The organism is Ruegeria sp. YTSA219 (assembly GCF_059609985.1).
Map to the genome: position 1 here is coordinate 223,815 of NZ_JBXWMT010000002.1, position 17,451 is coordinate 241,265.

At 55.7% G+C, this 17,451-nt stretch carries 21 protein-coding genes; 9 read left to right on the forward strand and 12 right to left on the reverse strand.

What is annotated here, in order from left to right; genetic code table 11:
- Positions 1–33: 33 nt before the first annotated feature.
- The 3 genes from AC2FFB_RS04150 to AC2FFB_RS04160 all read right to left on the reverse strand — a co-directional run bounded on the left by AC2FFB_RS04150 (position 34) and on the right by AC2FFB_RS04160 (position 2,241).
- On the reverse strand, positions 34–1,404 hold the full coding sequence (locus tag AC2FFB_RS04150; RefSeq protein ID WP_496693395.1) for a DNA-packaging protein: 1,371 nt from the start codon (positions 1,402–1,404) through the stop codon (positions 34–36).
- The gene (locus AC2FFB_RS04155) at positions 1,313–1,657 is read right to left on the reverse strand and encodes a hypothetical protein (RefSeq protein ID WP_281994458.1); all 345 of its coding nucleotides are present in this window, start codon (positions 1,655–1,657) and stop codon (positions 1,313–1,315) included. Before AC2FFB_RS04155 ends, AC2FFB_RS04150 begins: the two co-directional genes overlap by 92 nt.
- A gap of 206 nt (positions 1,658–1,863) precedes the next feature.
- Positions 1,864–2,241 (reverse strand): VOC family protein, encoded by a 378-nt coding sequence (locus tag AC2FFB_RS04160; protein ID WP_271947618.1) that lies wholly within the window; start codon positions 2,239–2,241, stop codon positions 1,864–1,866.
- Positions 2,242–2,281: 40 nt separating this feature from the next.
- Between AC2FFB_RS04160 and AC2FFB_RS04165 the strand changes: the two genes are divergently transcribed.
- Both AC2FFB_RS04165 and AC2FFB_RS04170 read left to right on the forward strand, forming a co-directional pair.
- Complete coding sequence (locus AC2FFB_RS04165) at positions 2,282–2,818, forward strand: winged helix-turn-helix transcriptional regulator (protein WP_142633164.1); 537 nt, start codon at positions 2,282–2,284, stop codon at positions 2,816–2,818.
- A 317-nt stretch (positions 2,819–3,135) separates the two neighbouring features.
- Complete coding sequence (locus AC2FFB_RS04170; RefSeq protein WP_142633162.1) at positions 3,136–4,398, forward strand: DEAD/DEAH box helicase; 1,263 nt, start codon at positions 3,136–3,138, stop codon at positions 4,396–4,398.
- A 33-nt stretch (positions 4,399–4,431) separates the two neighbouring features.
- Here AC2FFB_RS04170 and mltG read toward each other — a convergent pair whose 3' ends face one another.
- The 7 genes from mltG to fabD all read right to left on the reverse strand — a co-directional run bounded on the left by mltG (position 4,432) and on the right by fabD (position 10,751).
- Positions 4,432–5,592: an endolytic transglycosylase MltG gene (gene mltG, locus AC2FFB_RS04175; RefSeq protein ID WP_271947623.1), complete on the reverse strand. Its 1,161-nt coding sequence runs from the start codon at positions 5,590–5,592 to the stop codon at positions 4,432–4,434.
- Positions 5,593–6,858 (reverse strand): beta-ketoacyl-ACP synthase II, encoded by a 1,266-nt coding sequence (gene fabF / locus AC2FFB_RS04180; RefSeq protein WP_142633158.1) that lies wholly within the window; start codon positions 6,856–6,858, stop codon positions 5,593–5,595. It abuts the gene before it with no gap.
- Between the two features lie 204 nt (positions 6,859–7,062).
- On the reverse strand, positions 7,063–7,806 hold the full coding sequence (locus AC2FFB_RS04185; protein ID WP_496691050.1) for a 1-(5-phosphoribosyl)-5-[(5-phosphoribosylamino)methylideneamino]imidazole-4-carboxamide isomerase: 744 nt from the start codon (positions 7,804–7,806) through the stop codon (positions 7,063–7,065).
- 120 nt (positions 7,807–7,926) lie between these two features.
- Positions 7,927–8,466, reverse strand: a complete 540-nt coding sequence (locus tag AC2FFB_RS04190) for a GNAT family N-acetyltransferase (protein WP_496874529.1) — start codon at positions 8,464–8,466, stop codon at positions 7,927–7,929.
- Positions 8,467–8,604: 138 nt separating this feature from the next.
- Positions 8,605–8,838, reverse strand: a complete 234-nt coding sequence (locus AC2FFB_RS04195; RefSeq protein WP_005982462.1) for an acyl carrier protein — start codon at positions 8,836–8,838, stop codon at positions 8,605–8,607.
- 209 nt (positions 8,839–9,047) lie between these two features.
- Positions 9,048–9,785: a 3-oxoacyl-[acyl-carrier-protein] reductase gene (fabG, locus tag AC2FFB_RS04200; protein WP_496874530.1), complete on the reverse strand. Its 738-nt coding sequence runs from the start codon at positions 9,783–9,785 to the stop codon at positions 9,048–9,050.
- Positions 9,786–9,812: 27 nt separating this feature from the next.
- Positions 9,813–10,751, reverse strand: coding sequence for an ACP S-malonyltransferase (gene fabD, locus AC2FFB_RS04205; RefSeq protein ID WP_271947631.1), 939 nt, complete (start codon positions 10,749–10,751; stop codon positions 9,813–9,815).
- Between the two features lie 171 nt (positions 10,752–10,922).
- Here fabD and AC2FFB_RS04210 point away from each other — a divergent pair, with 171 nt between their 5' ends.
- Positions 10,923–12,149, forward strand: coding sequence for a cytochrome b/b6 domain-containing protein (locus AC2FFB_RS04210; protein WP_496874531.1), 1,227 nt, complete (start codon positions 10,923–10,925; stop codon positions 12,147–12,149).
- A 58-nt stretch (positions 12,150–12,207) separates the two neighbouring features.
- Here the strand turns inward: AC2FFB_RS04210 and AC2FFB_RS04215 are convergent, their stop codons facing one another.
- Both AC2FFB_RS04215 and AC2FFB_RS04220 read right to left on the reverse strand, forming a co-directional pair.
- On the reverse strand, positions 12,208–12,780 hold the full coding sequence (locus tag AC2FFB_RS04215) for a YceI family protein (RefSeq protein WP_281971916.1): 573 nt from the start codon (positions 12,778–12,780) through the stop codon (positions 12,208–12,210).
- 126 nt (positions 12,781–12,906) lie between these two features.
- Complete coding sequence (locus AC2FFB_RS04220; RefSeq protein ID WP_142633144.1) at positions 12,907–13,425, reverse strand: hypothetical protein; 519 nt, start codon at positions 13,423–13,425, stop codon at positions 12,907–12,909.
- A gap of 285 nt (positions 13,426–13,710) precedes the next feature.
- Here AC2FFB_RS04220 and rpsF point away from each other — a divergent pair, with 285 nt between their 5' ends.
- The 6 genes from rpsF to AC2FFB_RS04250 all read left to right on the forward strand — a co-directional run bounded on the left by rpsF (position 13,711) and on the right by AC2FFB_RS04250 (position 17,429).
- The gene (rpsF, locus tag AC2FFB_RS04225) at positions 13,711–14,064 is read left to right on the forward strand and encodes a 30S ribosomal protein S6 (protein ID WP_142633142.1); all 354 of its coding nucleotides are present in this window, start codon (positions 13,711–13,713) and stop codon (positions 14,062–14,064) included.
- 28 nt (positions 14,065–14,092) lie between these two features.
- Complete coding sequence (rpsR, locus tag AC2FFB_RS04230; RefSeq protein ID WP_005608650.1) at positions 14,093–14,320, forward strand: 30S ribosomal protein S18; 228 nt, start codon at positions 14,093–14,095, stop codon at positions 14,318–14,320.
- Positions 14,321–14,332: 12 nt separating this feature from the next.
- A complete protein-coding gene (gene rplI, locus AC2FFB_RS04235; RefSeq protein WP_142633139.1) occupies positions 14,333–14,953 on the forward strand; it encodes a 50S ribosomal protein L9 in 621 nt (206 codons plus the stop codon).
- 152 nt (positions 14,954–15,105) lie between these two features.
- The gene (locus AC2FFB_RS04240; RefSeq protein WP_281994455.1) at positions 15,106–15,582 is read left to right on the forward strand and encodes a transglycosylase SLT domain-containing protein; all 477 of its coding nucleotides are present in this window, start codon (positions 15,106–15,108) and stop codon (positions 15,580–15,582) included.
- Between the two features lie 191 nt (positions 15,583–15,773).
- A complete protein-coding gene (locus tag AC2FFB_RS04245; RefSeq protein ID WP_185956601.1) occupies positions 15,774–16,475 on the forward strand; it encodes a helix-turn-helix transcriptional regulator in 702 nt (233 codons plus the stop codon).
- 96 nt (positions 16,476–16,571) lie between these two features.
- Positions 16,572–17,429: an acyl-homoserine-lactone synthase gene (locus AC2FFB_RS04250; RefSeq protein ID WP_496874532.1), complete on the forward strand. Its 858-nt coding sequence runs from the start codon at positions 16,572–16,574 to the stop codon at positions 17,427–17,429.
- The last annotated feature ends 22 nt before the right edge of the window (positions 17,430–17,451 follow it).

Consider the following 17,451-nt stretch of genomic DNA (forward strand, 5'->3'; position numbering starts at 1 on the left):
TCTTCAACCGCCACTCTCCGCCTGTTTTTATCCTCACAAACTCCGCACCCTAGGCCGCCGATACGCCCCCGCACGCCCCACAACCAACTCATGTAACGCCCAGACCAGAGCGTCGACCCGGTCGGGCGAGCCCTGCCCTTCGAACCCGCGCGCGGTCATCTGGAACATCTGCTCCTCCAACGCGTCCAGCCCCGCCATATGCGCCACCCGCCCCTGTTCGTACAAAGCCGCTACAGGTTCGGCCCGCGCGACCTTGCCGCGAGACGCCCGCACCGCGCGATAAGGGACCAGAGGGTCCACCTGCCGCACCACCTCCTCGACTAGTTGCCCGCCCTGATTGACCTCGGCCACCAGCCGCTCGGCCCCGAACTCATCCATCGCGTCAATCGCCGCCTGCGCCCAGCCAGCCGGACCCGCGCCTTGCACTGTGCGGTCGGCCAGCACGTAAGCGCGCCACTCCTCGGGCGGCCCCTGCACCTGCGCGCCAACAACCACGATCCCGCAGGCATCCGCGCCAGAACCGGACGTCACCGCCGGGTCCAGCGCCACGACGATGCGATCCAACGCAGGAACCTGTGCGCATCGCGCCGCCTCCAGCATCGAACCGGTCCACAGCGCGCCTTCCGCATCCGACAGCAACACCCCGTCCAACTCCTGCCGCCCCAGCCGCGTCCCCGTATACCGCGCGCGCACTTCGTCCAAAAACGACTCCGCCAGATTGGCCCGGTTCGCCTCGGTCGGCGCATGGGTCTGCACCGTGGACGGAGACGCCAGCAAGTCCTTCAAAACCTTCACATTGCGCGGCGTAGTTGTCACACAGACCCGGGGCTGATCCCCCAACCGCAAAGCAAACTGCAGCATATCCCATGTCTCCCCAGCCTTTTTCCACTTGGCCAGCTCGTCAACCCAGGCCGCATCGAATTGTGGCCCGCGCAACCCCTCAGGATCATGGGCCGAGAACGCCTGCGCCTCGGCCCCATTTGGCCAGACTAGTTTTCGCTCTGACGCCTTCCAAATAGGTCGACGATCCGGTGGTGAGCATTGCAATATCCCACTATCGCCAAAGATCATCACGTCGCGCACCTGATCAAACGTCTCGCCAAGCAGAGCCACCCGGCGCGCCTTACCCGTGTCCAACGGCAAAGACCCCTCGACCATAGACCGCACCCATTCAGCCCCGGCCCGGGTCTTACCGGCTCCGCGCCCGCCCATGATCACCCAGGACCGCCAGTCACCTTCTGGCGGCAATTGATGCGGCAGCGCCCAGAACTCAAACAGGAAAGGGAGGGCGCACAGCCCCCCCTCCCCGATCTCACTCAGAAATCTGTCCTGCACCGCAACAGGCGCGGAGGCGAGCCAGCCTGCACCCGATCTCAGATCGTGCCCGATCAAGGTCGAGCGCATAGCCCCCTTGAGCAACTCCGGCTTGTCTGTGATGTTGTTCGACAAAGCTTGTCTCCACTTTTTGGCAACTTCGGATCAGCCCCTCAAGCTGTCCCAGTTGCTTACCTGCACCAGCAATATCTGCATCCTCCCCGGCACTGATCTGCCTGCGCAGTTCTTCCGCTGCTTTGCGCAGACCGCGAATGGATGTCTCAAGTGACTGCAACAAGTCAGCCGTTTGGGAAATCCGCTCTTCCGGGGTAATCAATGTCATGTTTGCGTATTGACCTCATGCGTGAGTTTTCTCCGCACGAGAGAAACGAAAAACGGCCGCCGGATGTTACCCCGAGGCCGTTGCTCACTTCTTCTAGCATGACACAGTTCGTACCAAATTAAGTTCGAAAAGTCAATGAATTGCGCAACACCCACGCAACAGGGAACGTTCGGTGCAGGTTAACAATTTCTTCCCCGCGCGCGTCTTTAGCTGCTGCCAGTCAAATCCTGTGCCAGCATCAGCGCATTCATATCCGGATCATAAAACGTGGCCGTGCTGACCATTCCTTCGATCGTTTCCGTCGCACCGTCGAATGCCACCCCTGCATCCTCTAACGCACTGCGCGCGGTGGAGATATCGGCGACCTCAAACACTGGAACACAATTTCCCGGTGAGGGCTCGGCCTGCTCTCCTAAACCCAATGTGACGCCATCCACATTGGTGCGCATCTCACTCCAACCCGCCTCGTCTATGTGATGGGAAAGTTCAAACCCCAATTTGTCGCTGAACCATTCGGCGCTTGCATGGCGGTCCCGAACCGAAATCGCAAGGGTGATCGTGTTTTTCAAAGAAACAAGGGGCATCAATCTTTCCTTTTGAGCTAAATTATATTAACTATACTTTATGGACATTAATTTGCTTGTCAAGCTGACCTCCCGAGCTTGGTCGCTGAATATTCTGGCACTCATGCATTCCGGCACTCCTGGCAGGCAGGCCGCTCTGCTTGCTGCCACCAGCGCAGGAAGAACTGCCTTCGCGGCAAGTCTGGACCATCTCATACGCCTTGACCTGATCGAAAGGAATCCGGGCCACGGGCACCCATTGCGCCCTGAATTCCGATTAACCCTGCCGGGGATCGAAGCCGCCAGTATGGCCAGCGCAATCGTAAACGCCGTTCCGGATGACACCAAGTTCAAGCTCGTCCGTAAATCCTGGACCGTCCCGATCCTGGCACTCACCGGCACTCCGCACCGCTTTTCCGCCATCAAATCGGATTTGGTATCGATCACGGATCGGGCGCTGTCGTCGTCCCTTCAACAGCTAGAGGCGCTCGACTGGATCCGACGGGACATTGAAACTGCCGCGCGGATGCCCTTCCCTACATATCGAGCTGTAAGAACAGGTTTTGCGATCAACCAAGCGGTCAATCTCACTGCTTAAAGGTTGCAGACAGCCCACAACGATCCTTTTCGCCGGATGTGATCTATAACGCACAGCTTGACATTCCGCCCCGCAACCTGCATGAGCGCCTTAACAAAGCGCTGACGCGTGAGCATTGGCAGGTCCGACCTGCTCCACAGCGCTCGATTCACCCCATAGTTCCCCTTCACGCAGGGTTCTGAATGCGACGGCCGGATGCCGCAGGAAACGCCTGTGCATCCAGAGTCTTAGCGTAACCCTGTTGGCATCGCATATTGCGCTGCTGATTTATGTCGCCCGTGGTGATCCAGTCGCCAGGGGCAAAAAAGGAATGATATTTGTTCGACTTTGATATGCTGGGTCTTGCCCCGGCCCTGAATGACGCATTGAAACGCGCCAATTTTTCACAACCCACTCCGATTCAGAACCAGGCAATCCCCATGGCATTGCAGGGGCACGATATTCTGGGCCTTGCCCAGACCGGCACCGGCAAGACGCTGGCTTTTGGCCTACCTCTGATCGACCATCTGCTGGCTCAGACCGGCAAGCCTGCGCCGAAAACCGCCAAGGCTCTGATCCTTGCCCCGACCCGTGAACTGGTCAACCAAATCGCAGATAGCCTGCGCAATTTGACCACGAATACGAAGCTGCGTGTGGCGACAGTTGTTGGCGGTCAGTCCATCAGTAGGCAGATTTCGTTTCTGGCACGCGGCACAGACATTCTGGTTGCCACCCCTGGTCGTTTGATCGACCTGATGGAACGCAGAGCAGTCGACCTCGGCTCGGTACGTCATCTGGTACTAGACGAAGCCGATCAGATGCTGGACATGGGCTTTATTCATGCTCTGCGCCGGATTGCACCGCAGTTGGGCACGCCCCGCCAAACGATGCTGTTCTCTGCCACTATGCCCAAGCAGATGGAAGAACTCAGCCAGGCCTACCTGACAAACCCGCAACGCATTCAAGTGTCCCCTCCGGGTAAAGCCGCCGACAAGATCACCCAATCGGTTCATTTCCTGAGCCGCGCGGAAAAACCGAGCAAACTGCGGGAGATTTTATCTGCGGACAAAGAAGCTCTGACGCTGGTGTTTTCGCGTACAAAACATGGCGCCGAGAAGCTGATGAAGGGTCTCGTGGCCGACGGCTTCAACGCCGCCTCGATCCATGGCAACAAAAGTCAGGGACAGCGTGACCGGGCGATCAAAGCTTTCCGCGCAGGCGAAATAAATGTCTTGGTGGCAACAGACGTGGCCGCTCGCGGCATCGACATCCCGGGCGTTGCCTATGTCATCAACTACGACCTACCCGAAGTGCCGGATAACTACGTCCACCGCATTGGCCGAACCGCCCGTGCCGGTCGCGAAGGCGAGGCGATCGCTTTCTGTGCACCGGATGAACTGGATCAACTGAAGCAGATTCAGAAACTGATGAAAATTGAGGTTCCGGTCGCCAGCGGCACAATGCCCGAGTTCGCCGAACCCGCAAAATCGCGGAAAGGCGGAGGGTTCCGTCGCCGTGGTCCAAAACCGCAAGCAGCTAACAAGTCGGGCAATCCCGGAGGCCCAAAACGTCGGCGACCGCGTCGATCCTCCGCCGCCTAAATCTAAAAGGCGCCGCTATTAGCGGCGCCTTTTTTAATTTCCGGTGCTTTGGCGCTCGGCCTCAATCTCACGCCATTTGGCGACGTTTCGATTATGCTCATCCAGTGTCTCGGCAAAAGCATGTCCGCCGGTGCCATCTGCAACAAAGAAAACAAAATCAGTCGCTTCGGGCGAAACTGCGGCTTCAAGACTTGCAAGACCAGGATTTGCGATAGGTGTTGGCGGGAGCCCATCAATCACATAAGTGTTCCAAGGCGTTGCACGGCGCAGTTCGCTGCGGCGCAGGCCTCGGCCCAACGTGCCCTGCCCCTTGGTGACACCATAGATTACAGTCGGGTCCGTCTGCAGCTTCATGCCTCGCTCAAGCCGGTTTACAAATACGCTAGCGACCTGTCCACGCTCATGCGGAACACCAGTTTCCTTTTCGATGATTGACGCCAAAATCAGCATCTCTTCGGGGGTATTGATTGGCAAATCATCCTGCCGCCCTTCCCAGGCGGCGTTAATGCGCAGTTGCTGCTTATCCTGCATCGACTGCAGGATTGCCGCCCGATCGGCACCTCGCACAATGTCATAGCTGTCCGGTGCCAGCGCCCCTTCGGCCGGTATTTCAGGGATTTCCCCCGTCAACGCGTCGATCTGCTTAAGACCCTCGACCACTTGCCAGGATGTAACACCTTCAGCAATCGAGACCCGGTACCGTGTGTCTGAGTCTTCGCGCTTTTGGGTATAAGCCGCGGGTATTTCTTCTTCCGCTACATCGAACGATGCGATTTCATCGAAGTCCAATGTTGCGGGGTTCAATTCGCGTACACGGGTTTGTATGCGGGTTACACCGATCCGGTACTCAATCTCGGATCCGCAGGTACTGGCCCCGCTCCGCGTAATCTCATCAATGATCTGCTCCATCGAAGCACCCTCGCGGACCAGAAAGCTGCCTGCCTTCAGCTGAGGTGCCTTGTCGGTATAATCCGCCGCCATACGGAATATCGTAGCGCTGCTGATCGCGCCCTGATCCTCCAGCTGTCGGCTGACCTGCGTCATGTTCGAGCCACGTTCGACCTGCAAACACATCGCAGTTTCCAGAGGGCCCGCATTCTTGTATCGCGCCTGCCCCCATAAAATCAGTCCACCGGCAAGAAACAGGCCGACCACCAGGATGGTCAGCATGTTGGAGGCCATCGCGCGCCACATTTAGCTGACCTTTCCGAAGATCACACTTGCATTGGTGCCGCCAAATCCAAACGAGTTTGACAACGCCACATCAATCTTGCGCTCACGCTTGGCATTCGGAGCCAGATCAATCGGTGTCTCGACCGCTGGGTTGTCCAAATTGATCGTCGGTGGCGCAACCTGATCGCGGATTGCGAGGATCGAGAAAATGGCTTCGATGGCGCCTGCAGCGCCCAACAGATGGCCCGTGGCCGATTTGGTCGAACTCATGGTTACATTCGCCGAATGCTCGCCCAGAAGACGCTCGACCGCACCCAATTCAATGGTATCGGCCATGGTCGATGTGCCATGCGCGTTAATATAGTCTAGGTCCTTCGGCTCCAGCCCCGCGCTGCGTAGCGCTGCGTTCATAGAACGCTCTGCGCCATCGCCGTCCTCACTGGGTGCGGTGATATGATAGGCATCACCGGACATGCCATAGCCCAGAACTTCGGCATAGATTTTCGCGCCACGCGCTTTTGCGTGTTCGTACTCTTCCAGAACAACGATGCCCGAACCTTCACCCATGACAAAACCGTCTCGGTCGACGTCATAGGGGCGGCTGGCTGCTTTGGGGTTATCCGCGTATTTAGTCGACAGCGCCTTGCAAGCGTTGAATCCAGCGATACCGATTTCGCAAATGCACCCTTCGCCACCACCGGCAACCATTACGTCAGCGTCACCGGCACGGATAATGCGGCTTGCGTCACCAATAGCGTGAGCACCGGTCGAACATGCAGTCACAACCGAATGGTTCGGGCCTTTGAATCCATGGCGGATCGACACCTGACCCGAGGCCAGGTTAATCAGCGCGCCTGGAATAAAGAATGGCGACACCCGTCGAGGGCCCTTGTCGCGGATCAGGTTAGCCGTTGCTGCAATGGAGCCCAGCCCACCGATACCTGAACCGATAAGAACGCCGGTGCGCAAGCGCGCCTCTTCATCCTCGGGCAGCCAGTCGGAATCCTTGCAGGCCATTTCAGCAGCTGCAATCGAGTACAGAATGAAGTCTTCGATCTTGCGCTGCTCTTTCGGCGGCATCCAGTCGTCAGGATTGAATGTCCCGTCGGTGCCGTCGCCTCGCGGAACTTCGCAGGCATACGTTGTGGTGACCCCACTTGCCTCAGCATCAAATTGCGTGATCGGGCCTGCACCGGATTCCCCATCCAGCAACCGCGACCATGTTTCCTCGACCCCGCTGGCCAATGGAGTGACCAACCCAAGACCGGTTACAACGACTCTGCGCATAAAATGCCTCTTGCCTGCTTCCTGTTTGAGAAACGCTCATACCCCGGGCCGGGGTGCGGGGGCAAGAGCAAGGCGCAATCATCACACAAGCAGATTGAGCGGAACATCTACAGTATACACTCTTGCAATGCGGCTCCTGGCCAGATGAAAGCCCGCCCTTTCACTGGACATGAAAGGGCGGAACCTGTTGTTTTGGAAGAAATCTTACTGAAACGCCGCAACCGGTTCGTGCGCTGTGCTGGCAACATTCAGCGCATCTGAAAGCTCGAGCGTCTTTCTGAACAGCGCGCGGCCAACCAAGGCGCCCGAAATATTCGGGATATAAGCCAACCGCGAGATATCATCTGTCGTGCGGACCACACCGCTTGCGATGATCGGTGTGCGAGATGTCTCTGCCAGCCCCGAGATCAGGCCCAGCTGTGCCTCAACGTCTTCCATGTCGCTATCGATATCAGTGACCAGAATTGCCGCAAACGGCGTCTCTGAAAACGCTTCGATAAAGGCCTCTGGTGTAAACGCACTTTGACTACGCCAACCGTCGGTCATCACTAAGCCTTGCCAAACGTCTACGGCCAGAACGATTTGGTCCGGATAGAGTTTGGCCAATTCTTTCACCAGATTTGGATCCCACGCAGCCATAGTGCCGATAACAATCCGGCCTGCGCCCTTGTCGATCCAGTGCTCGACTTGCTCGCGCGTTCTCATACCACCTGCCAACTGCACAGGGATTTCGGCAGAACGGATGATCTCTTCAACCATCTCCGAATTGGTATCGCGCCCTTCAATCGCGTCAAAATCGGTCAAGTGCATCCACTCGGCTCCAGCATCGGCCCAACTGCGTGCCGTTTCTGCGGGATTCACGTGCCAAATCATGGCCTCATCCAGACGACCCTTGTCCAGTGTGACACAGCGGCCGTTCTGCAGTTCCATCGTAGGGTAAATCCTCATGAGCTTGCTCCTCCGCTCAATCGCAACGTCAATAGAGGATACCATACCCTCAACTCTATCGGCGAGAATTTCCAGTTTCGGCAAACCAAAGGCAATTTGCGGCACGATCAAAGAGAAAGGTTAAGCCAGTTTGGGCGGCCCGTTTCTTTTCAGCAGTTTCACCTGACTTCCCATATAGTCGCGCTCGGCCATGAGCTCATAACCAAGCTTTGCCGCCAGATTCTGCGACGCGTGGTTTTCAGCATCAATCAGGGAAACCAGTGGTCCAGGCATTATTCTGTCAAACCAGTCATGTGCGGCCTGAGCCGCTTCAAGACCAAATCCCTGCCCCTGGGCTTCTGGTGCCAATAGCCATCCGGCCTCGGGAAAGCTGTCGAAGTCGTCGCCTAACCCTCGGTTACGATAGAAAAAGCCAGCTTGACCTATCATCTGACGATTCGACTGTCGAAAGACGGCCCATTGGCCAAAACCGGCCATCTGCCAGTGACCGGCATTCCTCAGAAAGGATTCCCACGCTTCGCCCCGCGATAGCGGTTCCCGGCCAAGATGGCGCACAACACAAGGGTTCCGCCAAATCTCAGCGTAACGACTAAAGTCGTCGGGACGCATGGCGCAAAGCATCAGACGTGCCGTATTTATCATCGGGGTGGATCGTAGCATGCCCTGCCCGCTCAGAATTTCCTGCCTCGCGTAAATGGTTGCGGGTCAATAGCTATCTGGCAAGCGCGAATTCCGGCTGGGCAAAAAAAACGGCGCCTCCGTTGCCCGGAAGCGCCGTTTTAGCGGATAAAGAAGGTCTTAAGACGCTTCAGAGATGAATTTGACGGCGTCGCCAAACGTTTGGATGGTTTCGGCTGCGTCATCAGGAATCTCGATGCCGAACTCTTCTTCGAAGGCCATAACCAGCTCAACAGTGTCCAGGCTGTCTGCACCCAGATCGTCGATGAAGGACGCGTTTTCGGTAACTTTATCTTCTTCAACACCCAAGTGCTCAACAACGATCTTTTTAACGCGATCTGCGACGTCGCTCATGTCTATTCCTCATTTCATTTCAGGGCATAGTGCCCGGTTCTGCCCTTGCCCGCTCAGGCTGGCCTTGATGTGCCCGTTCTGGGCGGTTTAGGTCCCCGATTACCGGGTAAGTAGAAGGTTGACCATCCGGCCAGCCCCTGCATATGTGCGCCGCCTATAACACAGACAACGCCCGAGGCAAACGCTTTCGCGCCCACCTCGATCCGCGCTCACAACATGGCCATACCGCCGTTCACATGCAAGGTGGTTCCGGTAACATATCCGGCTTCGGCACTTGCAAGATACAGCACAGCCGCAGCAATTTCCGAGGGGTCACCCATACGACCGGCAGGAACCTGCGTCAAAATCCCAGATTTCTGATCCTCGGTCAGTTTGTCGGTCATTGCAGTCGTAATGAAACCGGGTGCCACCGCATTGGCGGTGATTCCACGGCTGGCAACCTCATAGGCCAACGATTTGGTCATGCCCACCATGCCTGCTTTGGATGCAGCATAGTTGGCCTGTCCCGGGTTCCCTGTCGCACCCACCACCGATGAGATATTAATGATCCGGCCCCAGCGCGCTTTCATCATGCCCCTCAAAACGCCTTTGCACAGCCGAGCAGTAGATGTCAGGTTGACGTCGATCACGCTCTGCCACTCCTCATCGGACATGCGCATGAACAGATTGTCTCGCGTGATCCCGGCATTATTCACCAGGATATCAACCGATCCCATTGCCTCAGCAGCCTGCTTCGGAAGGGCTGTCACCGCCTCGGCATCACTCAGGTTGCAGGGCAGAACATGGGCGCGTTCACCCAATTCGTCGGCCAGAGCCTGTAGCGGCTCAACTCGCGTTCCAGACAAAGCCACAGTTGCACCGGCTTCATGCAAACTTCGCGCAATTTCTCCACCGATCCCGCCCGATGCACCGGTGATCAGTGCATTCTTACCTGTCAAATCAAACATTCGGTCTTCCTCTTGATGCTCGGTGTCTTACGATTCGGCCTGTGTCACATTCTGCACGTCATCAGGCGTACCGACAGCTTTACCAACGATCGCACGGTCAATTTTGCGAATCATACCGGACAGAGCTTTGCCCGCCCCGATTTCCCAAGTTTCACTCACGCCTTGCGCAACCATGTACAGTACGCTTTCGCGCCAGCGAACCGAACCTGTGACCTGCTCGATCAGCAACCCACGGATCAGATCGGGATCTGTGACAGCCTCGGCCCGCACATTGGCAACCAATGGCACGGCAGGAGCTTTGATTTCGACATTTGCCAGGGCTTCGGCCATGACATCAGCTGCAGGTTGCATCAATGCACAGTGGAAAGGTGCGCTGACGGGCAACATGACCGCGCGCTTGGCGCCTTTTTCTTTGGCGATTTCGGCGGCGCGTTCCACAGCAGCCTTTGCGCCTGATACCACGACTTGTGTGGGATCATTGTCATTGGCAGCCTGACAAACTTGACCCTGGGCAGCTTGGTCTGCAACAGCGCGCACAGCATCAAGATCCAATCCAAGAATAGCGGCCATTGCGCCCTCTCCAACGGGAACCGCACTCTGCATCGCTTGCCCGCGGGTGCGCAAAAGGCGCGCCGTATCAGCGACCGACAATGCCCCTGCCGCAGCGAGCGCGGAGTATTCCCCCAGCGAATGCCCAGCGACAAAACCAGCATCTGCAATCGAAATCCCATTGGCCTCCAGGGCTCGCATCGCAGCCATCGAGGTCGCCATTAGCGCTGGCTGCGCGTTCTGGGTTAGGGTCAGGTCCGCAATATCACCTTCCCAGATCAGATCGCTCAGCTTTTCCCCGAGCGCCTCGTCCACCTCGTCGAATACAGCCTGTGCAGCCGGATAGGCCTCGGCCAGAGCCTTACCCATACCGATAGTCTGGGCACCTTGCCCCGGGAAAACAAATGCGCGTGTCATTGCAACCTCTTGGATGACGTTAGGTTGCCGCGGGGTGTAAACCGACAGACCGCGCGGCACAAGCTTTGCCTGATCTCTGCACTTTGGCACCGGCTCTGTGCATCCCTTGCTATTGTGTCCTAGGCTTGTAGCGGTAGGTTGTTGCATACGATCCACCTTCCGGAGCCTCAGATGCCTTCGTCAAACACCTTCTCAAGCTATGGAAGCGTAACCAAGACTTTTCACTGGCTGACCGCGTTACTTATCTTCACCGCATTCCCTCTGGGGTGGGTCGCCAACGGATTGGCCCATGCGATTTACGATCCTGCAATAGCCACAACCGAAGATGACATTGCACGCGCCGCCAGCCTTTTTTCTCTCCATAAAACCGTCGGGGTCACTGTTTTCTTCGTCGCGCTCGCGCGTATCTTGTGGGCGATAACGCAGACCAAACCCGGCCTATTGAACGCAGAGAACAAGCCCGAGGCCTTTGCAGCTGAAACCGTGCATTGGCTGCTTTACGCATCTTTGGTTCTGGCCCCATTGACTGGGTGGACTCATCACGCTGCCGCCGAAGGTTTCGCTCCGATTTTGTGGCCCTTCGGACAGGGCCTACCCCTTGTACCAAAATCCGAGTATCTGGCAGAGCTGACCGGAAGCCTACATTGGCTGTTCGTCTGGACACTGGCCGGGTCAGTCGCGCTGCACGTCGCCGGGGCGCTAAAACACCACATTATCGATAAAGACAGCACGCTGCGCCGAATGATGCCGGGCGCCTCGGATGCACCGGAACCGCCAAAGCAAAGCCATTCAATGACGCCCGCTTTGGCCTCTTTGGCCATTTGGGGTGCCGTTCTGGTCGGAGGATGGTCAATCGGCGCGTTTGACCACCAATCTACAGCTAGCACAGAGGTCGCAGAACTGATCCAGGTACAGTCCGACTGGAACGTCCAGGAAGGCAATCTAAGCATTACCATCACCCAGCTGGGCAGCCCGGTAACCGGCAGCTTTTCCGATTGGACCGCTGCAATCGCTTTCGAAGATCCGCCCACGCCGGGCTTAGCCGGATCAGCAGATGTCACAATCGCGATAACGTCGCTCAAGCTCGGGACAGTCACAGATCAGGCAATGGGTGCTGATTTCTTCGACAGTGCGCAATTTCCAACCGCTCAATTCAAAGCTGATCTCTTCAAAACTGAGGACGGGTACGAAGCGCGCGGCGCGTTGACCATTCGCGACAAGAGTGTGGACGTAGTGTTGCCATTTACTCTCGACCTTCAGGATGACAGCGCAGCTATATCAGGACAGCTTGATCTGAACCGGCTGGATTTCGACATCGGCACTTCGCAGTCGACCGAGGATTCGCTGGGTTTTGCTGTTACAGTATCAGTTGATCTTTCAGCAAAACGTGGCAACTAATAAAATGGGCCGCCGAAGGGTTACTCCGGCGGCCTCGTTTCAACTCGTTGCAATGGTATTAGTCGGCCTTCTGGGCTTCGACTGAAATCTGAAGTTCGACTTCGTCACTTACGAATGGCGCGAACTGACCAAGGTCGAACTCACTACGCACCAAGGTGGTGGTGGCGTCGAAACCGGCCCAGGGCTTTCCTGCCATAGGATGTTCACCCACTTGGTTCAGCTTGGCATCCAGAACAACCGATTTGGTCACGCCGTTCATAGTCAGATCGCCAGTGATGTTGGCAGTGTTTTCGCCCGTGACTTCGATACCAGTAGAAGTAAAGGTCACCATTTCTCCTTCGGTCACACCAAAGAAATCTTCGGACATAAAGTGGTCTTCACGTGGCTTCCAACCGGTAATCATCTCAACCACTGGCATGGAAACTGTAACACTGGATGCAGCCGGGTTTTCCTGATCGAACATGATCTCGCCTTCAAACCCCGAGAACATGCCATGGGTGGTCGAGAAGCCAAGGTGGTTATAGCTGAAAAGAACTTGGCTGTGGCTTGAGTCCAGAACGTATTTTTCGGCGCCGGCAAATGCCGTTGTGGCCGAAACCGCGAGCGCTGCTGCAAGAAGGGTGGATTTCATGATAATCTCCGCAATTTTGTAGATGCAAACCTCTTCGGTTGCTCGACAACGAAAATGTGCTGCCCTAGGGCAGCACACAAGTAATATTATTTCACAATATCTGTTCTTATTTGAACAGAATAAAACTCAGGCGAAAATTGTTACACTTCCGCTAAGTTGACCTTTGAGCGCTCGGCTGACATCCGCCGATTCAAGCGGCAATTTCATCAACAGGCTGCCGTCCACATCGAACAACTCGATCTGGTCTTCAATGAAACGGGCACCACCCAGGCTGTCATAGCTCCGGCGCAAAACTGTTTGCGGGCGGCCATTTTCATTTTTTTGCAATACCCGGACCTCGCGGCGGATCGGGTCAAAATACGCATCAGGACGCGCGTCCAGAACTTCGATGGTCAGAAGGCTTACACCTACCAGAAGGAACATCAGAGAAGCCGCCAATTTGATCGGCCAGACTTCAGCGGCCATTGCCGTGCTGGGCATCAACCACATGGAAAAGGCAGAAACTATCAGTAGCGCACCAGCCACACGGGCCAGAACCATCCGAGCTTTCCAATTTGGTGCAAAGCTAATGAGCACCGGCACTGACTTTTCAAAACTTACGCCTGTGGCGGATTTCTCGAAGGTATTTGTGTTAATCGCGGTCATTTTCAGTACCCTGTTTCTCAGGTTGCCGTTCCAACTTTTGTCAGTCCGGTTAATTTCCGGTATACAAAACAACTTTGAGCCGAAAAGCGTCAGGAATTGGGCAGCGCAGAGGAAATAGCGCGACTTCACAAAGGCATCTGTGGCAGGCCTTGCCCCCAGCGTACAAACGTGTATATCGGGCCATCCTTCGCAAACGACATGAATCGCGCAGCCTCTCGTGGCAGGGTCGCGAAGGACGAAACGGCCCCGCCTATGAAATGCGCCTTGATAGAAACAGGAGTGCACATGCCACTATATGAGCATGTAATGATCGCGCGTCAGGATTTGTCCAACGCGCAGGCAGAAAGCCTCGTCGAACATTTCGGCACCGTTCTGGCTGACAATGGCGGCAACGTCATCGACAGCGAGTACTGGGGCGTCAAGACGATGGCCTACAAGATCAACAAGAACCGCAAGGGTCACTATTCCTTCCTCAAGACCGACGCTCCCGCTGGCGCCGTTCAGGAAATGGAACGCCTGATGCGCCTGCATGACGACGTTATGCGCGTTCTGACCATCAAGGTAGACGAGCACAACGAGGGCCCTTCGGTCCAGATGCAGAAGCGCGACGAGCGCGAAGGCCGCCGCGAGCGCCGTTGATTAACGCCTGAAGAAAGGACACTAAACCATGGCCGCAAAACCATTTTTCCGCCGCCGCAAGGTCTGCCCGTTCTCGGGTGAGAACGCGCCGAAGATCGACTATAAAGACACTCGTCTGCTGCAGCGTTACATCTCTGAGCGTGGCAAGATTGTACCTTCGCGCATCACCGCCGTTTCGGCGAAAAAGCAGCGTGAACTGGCCCGTGCTATCAAGCGCGCCCGCTTCCTCGCCCTGCTGCCCTACGCCGTTAAGTAAGGAGATACTGACATGCAAGTTATCCTGCTGGAACGCGTTGCGAAACTGGGTCAGATGGGCGACGTCGTTGACGTCAAGTCCGGTTATGCCCGCAACTTCCTGTTGCCTCAGGGCAAAGCGCTGAGCGCATCGGACGCCAACATCGCGTCGTTCGAAGCCCAGAAAGCGCAGCTTGAAGCCCGCAACCTGGAATCCAAGAAAGAATCTGAAGCGCTGGCTGAAAAGCTGGACGGACAGCAATTCATTGTGATTCGCTCGGCCTCGGATGCCGGCGCACTGTACGGATCGGTCACCCCGCGTGACGCCGCAGACGCCGCTACCGAAGCAGGTTTCACTGTCGACAAGAAGCAGATTGCCTTGATTGCACCGATCAAGGATCTGGGTCTGCACACAGTCGCAGTTAAACTGCACCCCGAGGTTGAAGTGAAAATCGAAATGAACGTTGCTCGTTCGCAAGAAGAAGCCGAACTACAGGCATCTGGCAAATCGATTCAGGAACTGGCCGCCGAAGAAGAAGCCGCCGCAGAATTCGAAATCGCCGAGCTGTTCGACGATATCGGTTCCGCCGCTTCCGACGACGACGATCTGGTTGCTCAGGATGCTTCGGCCGAAGAAGACGAAGCCAAAGCCTGATCCTCGGGTTTCGAATTGAACAAGAAAGGCCGCACGATCTGTGCGGCCTTTTTTATGCCTCCGCCCGGCGAAATCCAGCTTGGGCCCCGGCCTTTGCTTGCGGTCATCAATAGGTTTCCTATCATCGCATAATAACTATTCGGAGACGATCAATGACATTTCTTCTGCGCCGCAGTGTATTGGCATTATTGATAATTGCACCCTTTGCGGCGTGCGGAGGGCCCGATACCCCAACCCAGAACACGTTTGATCCTCCGCTCTATCCCAACGAAACACCGGAACTGCGGGCCTCCATAAACAAATGGGCCGACCACTACGAAGTGCCGCGCGAACTGGTGCACAAGCTAGCAATTCGCGAAAGCACCCACCGACCTTGGGCTGTGAATCGGCCCTATTATGGCTTGCTGCAAATCCTGCCGGCCACAGCTCGTTCAATGGGATATACTGGAAACGCCAAAGGCCTTTTGGATGCAGACACAAATCTCGAATTTGCCGGAAAATATCTGCGGGGCGCTTGGCTATTGTCCGACGGCGACCAGCAACGCGCCATATTCCTTTACGCAAAAGGGTTCTATCCCGAAGCCAAGGCACGTGGGATGCTGGTCGAAACAGGGCTACGTCCGGAATAACCGGATTTACCCCGAAACGAATCATCTGAGACATGCTGTTTCGGACCATTCTGTTGCCATTACATCGCAATATGACTACACAAGGCGAACAATTTGCTTGCACAATGCCCTGTGGTTGACGCAACGTATACCCCTAAGGACAAGTCTGGCATGTCTTGGGGGAGAGATATGCCGCCACAAGGGTTGGACAGGTGAAACTTATAGATTTGGCCGCGGTCGACCACACAGAGAAGTCGGCCGCTGACGTTATAAACGCCGTCTGCGAAGAGCTTGGCTTCGACTATGCGTCTTATGCCACCTTTAACCCTGTGAAAGGTGATGTGCAGGGCTATGCAAACTATCCAGATGAGTGGAAAATCCACTATGGCAGCCAGGGCTTTCATCACTTCGATCCGACGCTTTATCAATCTGTCCTAAGCATTGCACCCGTTGATTGGGGACGCTTTGATCAGGACGAGAAGTTCAACGCGGTATTTCGTGACGCCCATGATTTTGGCATTAGTTCCAGAGGGTTAACAGTTCCTGTTCGAGGACCTTATGGTGAATGCGGACTGTTAAACGTTACCCGGGACTGTTCGGATTCCGAATGGGATAAGCTAAAGAAACATGTCATGGGTGATCTGCAACTTGCTGCCGTTCAAGCCCACGATACTGTTATGCAATCCGGCTTGCTGGCCAAAGCTCTTTACCTGCCCACGCTGTCCACACGCGAACAGGAAATCCTCCAATGGGTAGCTGACGGAAAGTCGCAACAAGATATCGGTGATATTTTGTCCATTTCACACCGTACCGTCGAAGTTCATATGCGGTCCGGGCGTGAAAAGTTGGGCGCACTGACCACCTCACAGGCTATTGGTCGTGCGATCGGCCTGGGCCTAATTGCCCCTGGTTAATCAAAAAAAAGCACTTCTACGGGAAATCCCTAATAGTCTGCGCTTATTTCTTGGTTAACCTAATCCCTACGGTAACCAGACTGTAGGGGGATGGAAATGATCATCGTTATTGATGGTATTAATCAACATAAGTTCAAAGATGTCTTGGATGACATGTTCAAACTGCGCGCTCGTGTTTTCGGCGATCGCCTTGGTTGGGAGGTCAATATTGAGGATGGGCGCGAGCGCGACCACTTCGATGATCTGCATCCAGCACATGTAGTCAGCATCGACGACGAGGGGGACGTTGTCGGGTGCATGAGACTACTGCAAACCAAAGGACCGCATATGCTGTCCGATGTTTTCCATTCGATCCTGGATGGAGAACCTCCAATTCGGAGCTCGCAAGTCTGGGAAGCCACCCGGTTCTGTGTCGATACTAAAAAACTGGGCCGAGGGCGCGGTGAAAATTCTGTATCCTATGTGACCAGCGAAGTTATGATTGGCTCTTTCGAATATGCCAAAGCGGCTGGCGTTCTTGACTCGATCGCGGTGATTGATCCAGTTATGAACCGCGTTCTGCAAAGGTCCGGTAACGCGCCTTATGACTACCTCGGCAGTGCTAAGCCCATGGGTAAAGTCGTAGCCATGGCCGCTTTGATGGACTGCTCAGATGAGAGAATTTCCGGAATTCGGGAATATGCGAACATCGCTCACGATGTATTCCTGACGGACGAGCAGGCAATAGATCTGTATGCCAGAAACAAAACACCGGCAGATACAGGTGTGGCGAATTACGACCACCAACCACTAAGCCAGATGGAAAAATACTTTGTCGAACAGATGAATTCGGCAACCACAAAAGCCGAAGCCGAAGCTGTATTGAACCTGATCGAAGCAGTTTCGGATCGGTTCACCCCTGAGCAGAAAACTGCTCTGCTAAGGACCCCCCGTGCTTTTGCTCATGAGGCCTGACCCCCTCACCTCATAGCATAAA

Excerpts from the sequence above, each read along its gene's own strand:
- AC2FFB_RS04150 (WP_496693395.1), bottom strand. The coding sequence starts at position 1,404 with ATGCGCTCGACCTTGATCGGGCACGATCTGAGATCGGGTGCAGGCTGG.
- rplI (WP_142633139.1), top strand. The coding sequence starts at position 14,333 with ATGCAAGTTATCCTGCTGGAACGCGTTGCGAAACTGGGTCAGATGGGC.
- AC2FFB_RS04160 (WP_271947618.1), bottom strand. The coding sequence starts at position 2,241 with ATGCCCCTTGTTTCTTTGAAAAACACGATCACCCTTGCGATTTCGGTT.
- AC2FFB_RS04190 (WP_496874529.1), bottom strand. The coding sequence starts at position 8,466 with ATGCTACGATCCACCCCGATGATAAATACGGCACGTCTGATGCTTTGC.
- AC2FFB_RS04185 (WP_496691050.1), bottom strand. The coding sequence starts at position 7,806 with ATGAGGATTTACCCTACGATGGAACTGCAGAACGGCCGCTGTGTCACA.
- mltG (WP_271947623.1), bottom strand. The coding sequence starts at position 5,592 with ATGTGGCGCGCGATGGCCTCCAACATGCTGACCATCCTGGTGGTCGGC.
- AC2FFB_RS04210 (WP_496874531.1), top strand. The coding sequence starts at position 10,923 with ATGCCTTCGTCAAACACCTTCTCAAGCTATGGAAGCGTAACCAAGACT.
- AC2FFB_RS04195 (WP_005982462.1), bottom strand. The coding sequence starts at position 8,838 with ATGAGCGACGTCGCAGATCGCGTTAAAAAGATCGTTGTTGAGCACTTG.
- rpsR (WP_005608650.1), top strand. The coding sequence starts at position 14,093 with ATGGCCGCAAAACCATTTTTCCGCCGCCGCAAGGTCTGCCCGTTCTCG.
- AC2FFB_RS04240 (WP_281994455.1), top strand. The coding sequence starts at position 15,106 with ATGACATTTCTTCTGCGCCGCAGTGTATTGGCATTATTGATAATTGCA.
- AC2FFB_RS04155 (WP_281994458.1), bottom strand. The coding sequence starts at position 1,657 with ATGACATTGATTACCCCGGAAGAGCGGATTTCCCAAACGGCTGACTTG.
- AC2FFB_RS04220 (WP_142633144.1), bottom strand. The coding sequence starts at position 13,425 with ATGACCGCGATTAACACAAATACCTTCGAGAAATCCGCCACAGGCGTA.
- rpsF (WP_142633142.1), top strand. The coding sequence starts at position 13,711 with ATGCCACTATATGAGCATGTAATGATCGCGCGTCAGGATTTGTCCAAC.
- AC2FFB_RS04165 (WP_142633164.1), top strand. The coding sequence starts at position 2,282 with ATGGACATTAATTTGCTTGTCAAGCTGACCTCCCGAGCTTGGTCGCTG.
- fabG (WP_496874530.1), bottom strand. The coding sequence starts at position 9,785 with ATGTTTGATTTGACAGGTAAGAATGCACTGATCACCGGTGCATCGGGC.
- fabF (WP_142633158.1), bottom strand. The coding sequence starts at position 6,858 with ATGCGCAGAGTCGTTGTAACCGGTCTTGGGTTGGTCACTCCATTGGCC.
- AC2FFB_RS04215 (WP_281971916.1), bottom strand. The coding sequence starts at position 12,780 with ATGAAATCCACCCTTCTTGCAGCAGCGCTCGCGGTTTCGGCCACAACG.
- AC2FFB_RS04250 (WP_496874532.1), top strand. The coding sequence starts at position 16,572 with ATGATCATCGTTATTGATGGTATTAATCAACATAAGTTCAAAGATGTC.
- fabD (WP_271947631.1), bottom strand. The coding sequence starts at position 10,751 with ATGACACGCGCATTTGTTTTCCCGGGGCAAGGTGCCCAGACTATCGGT.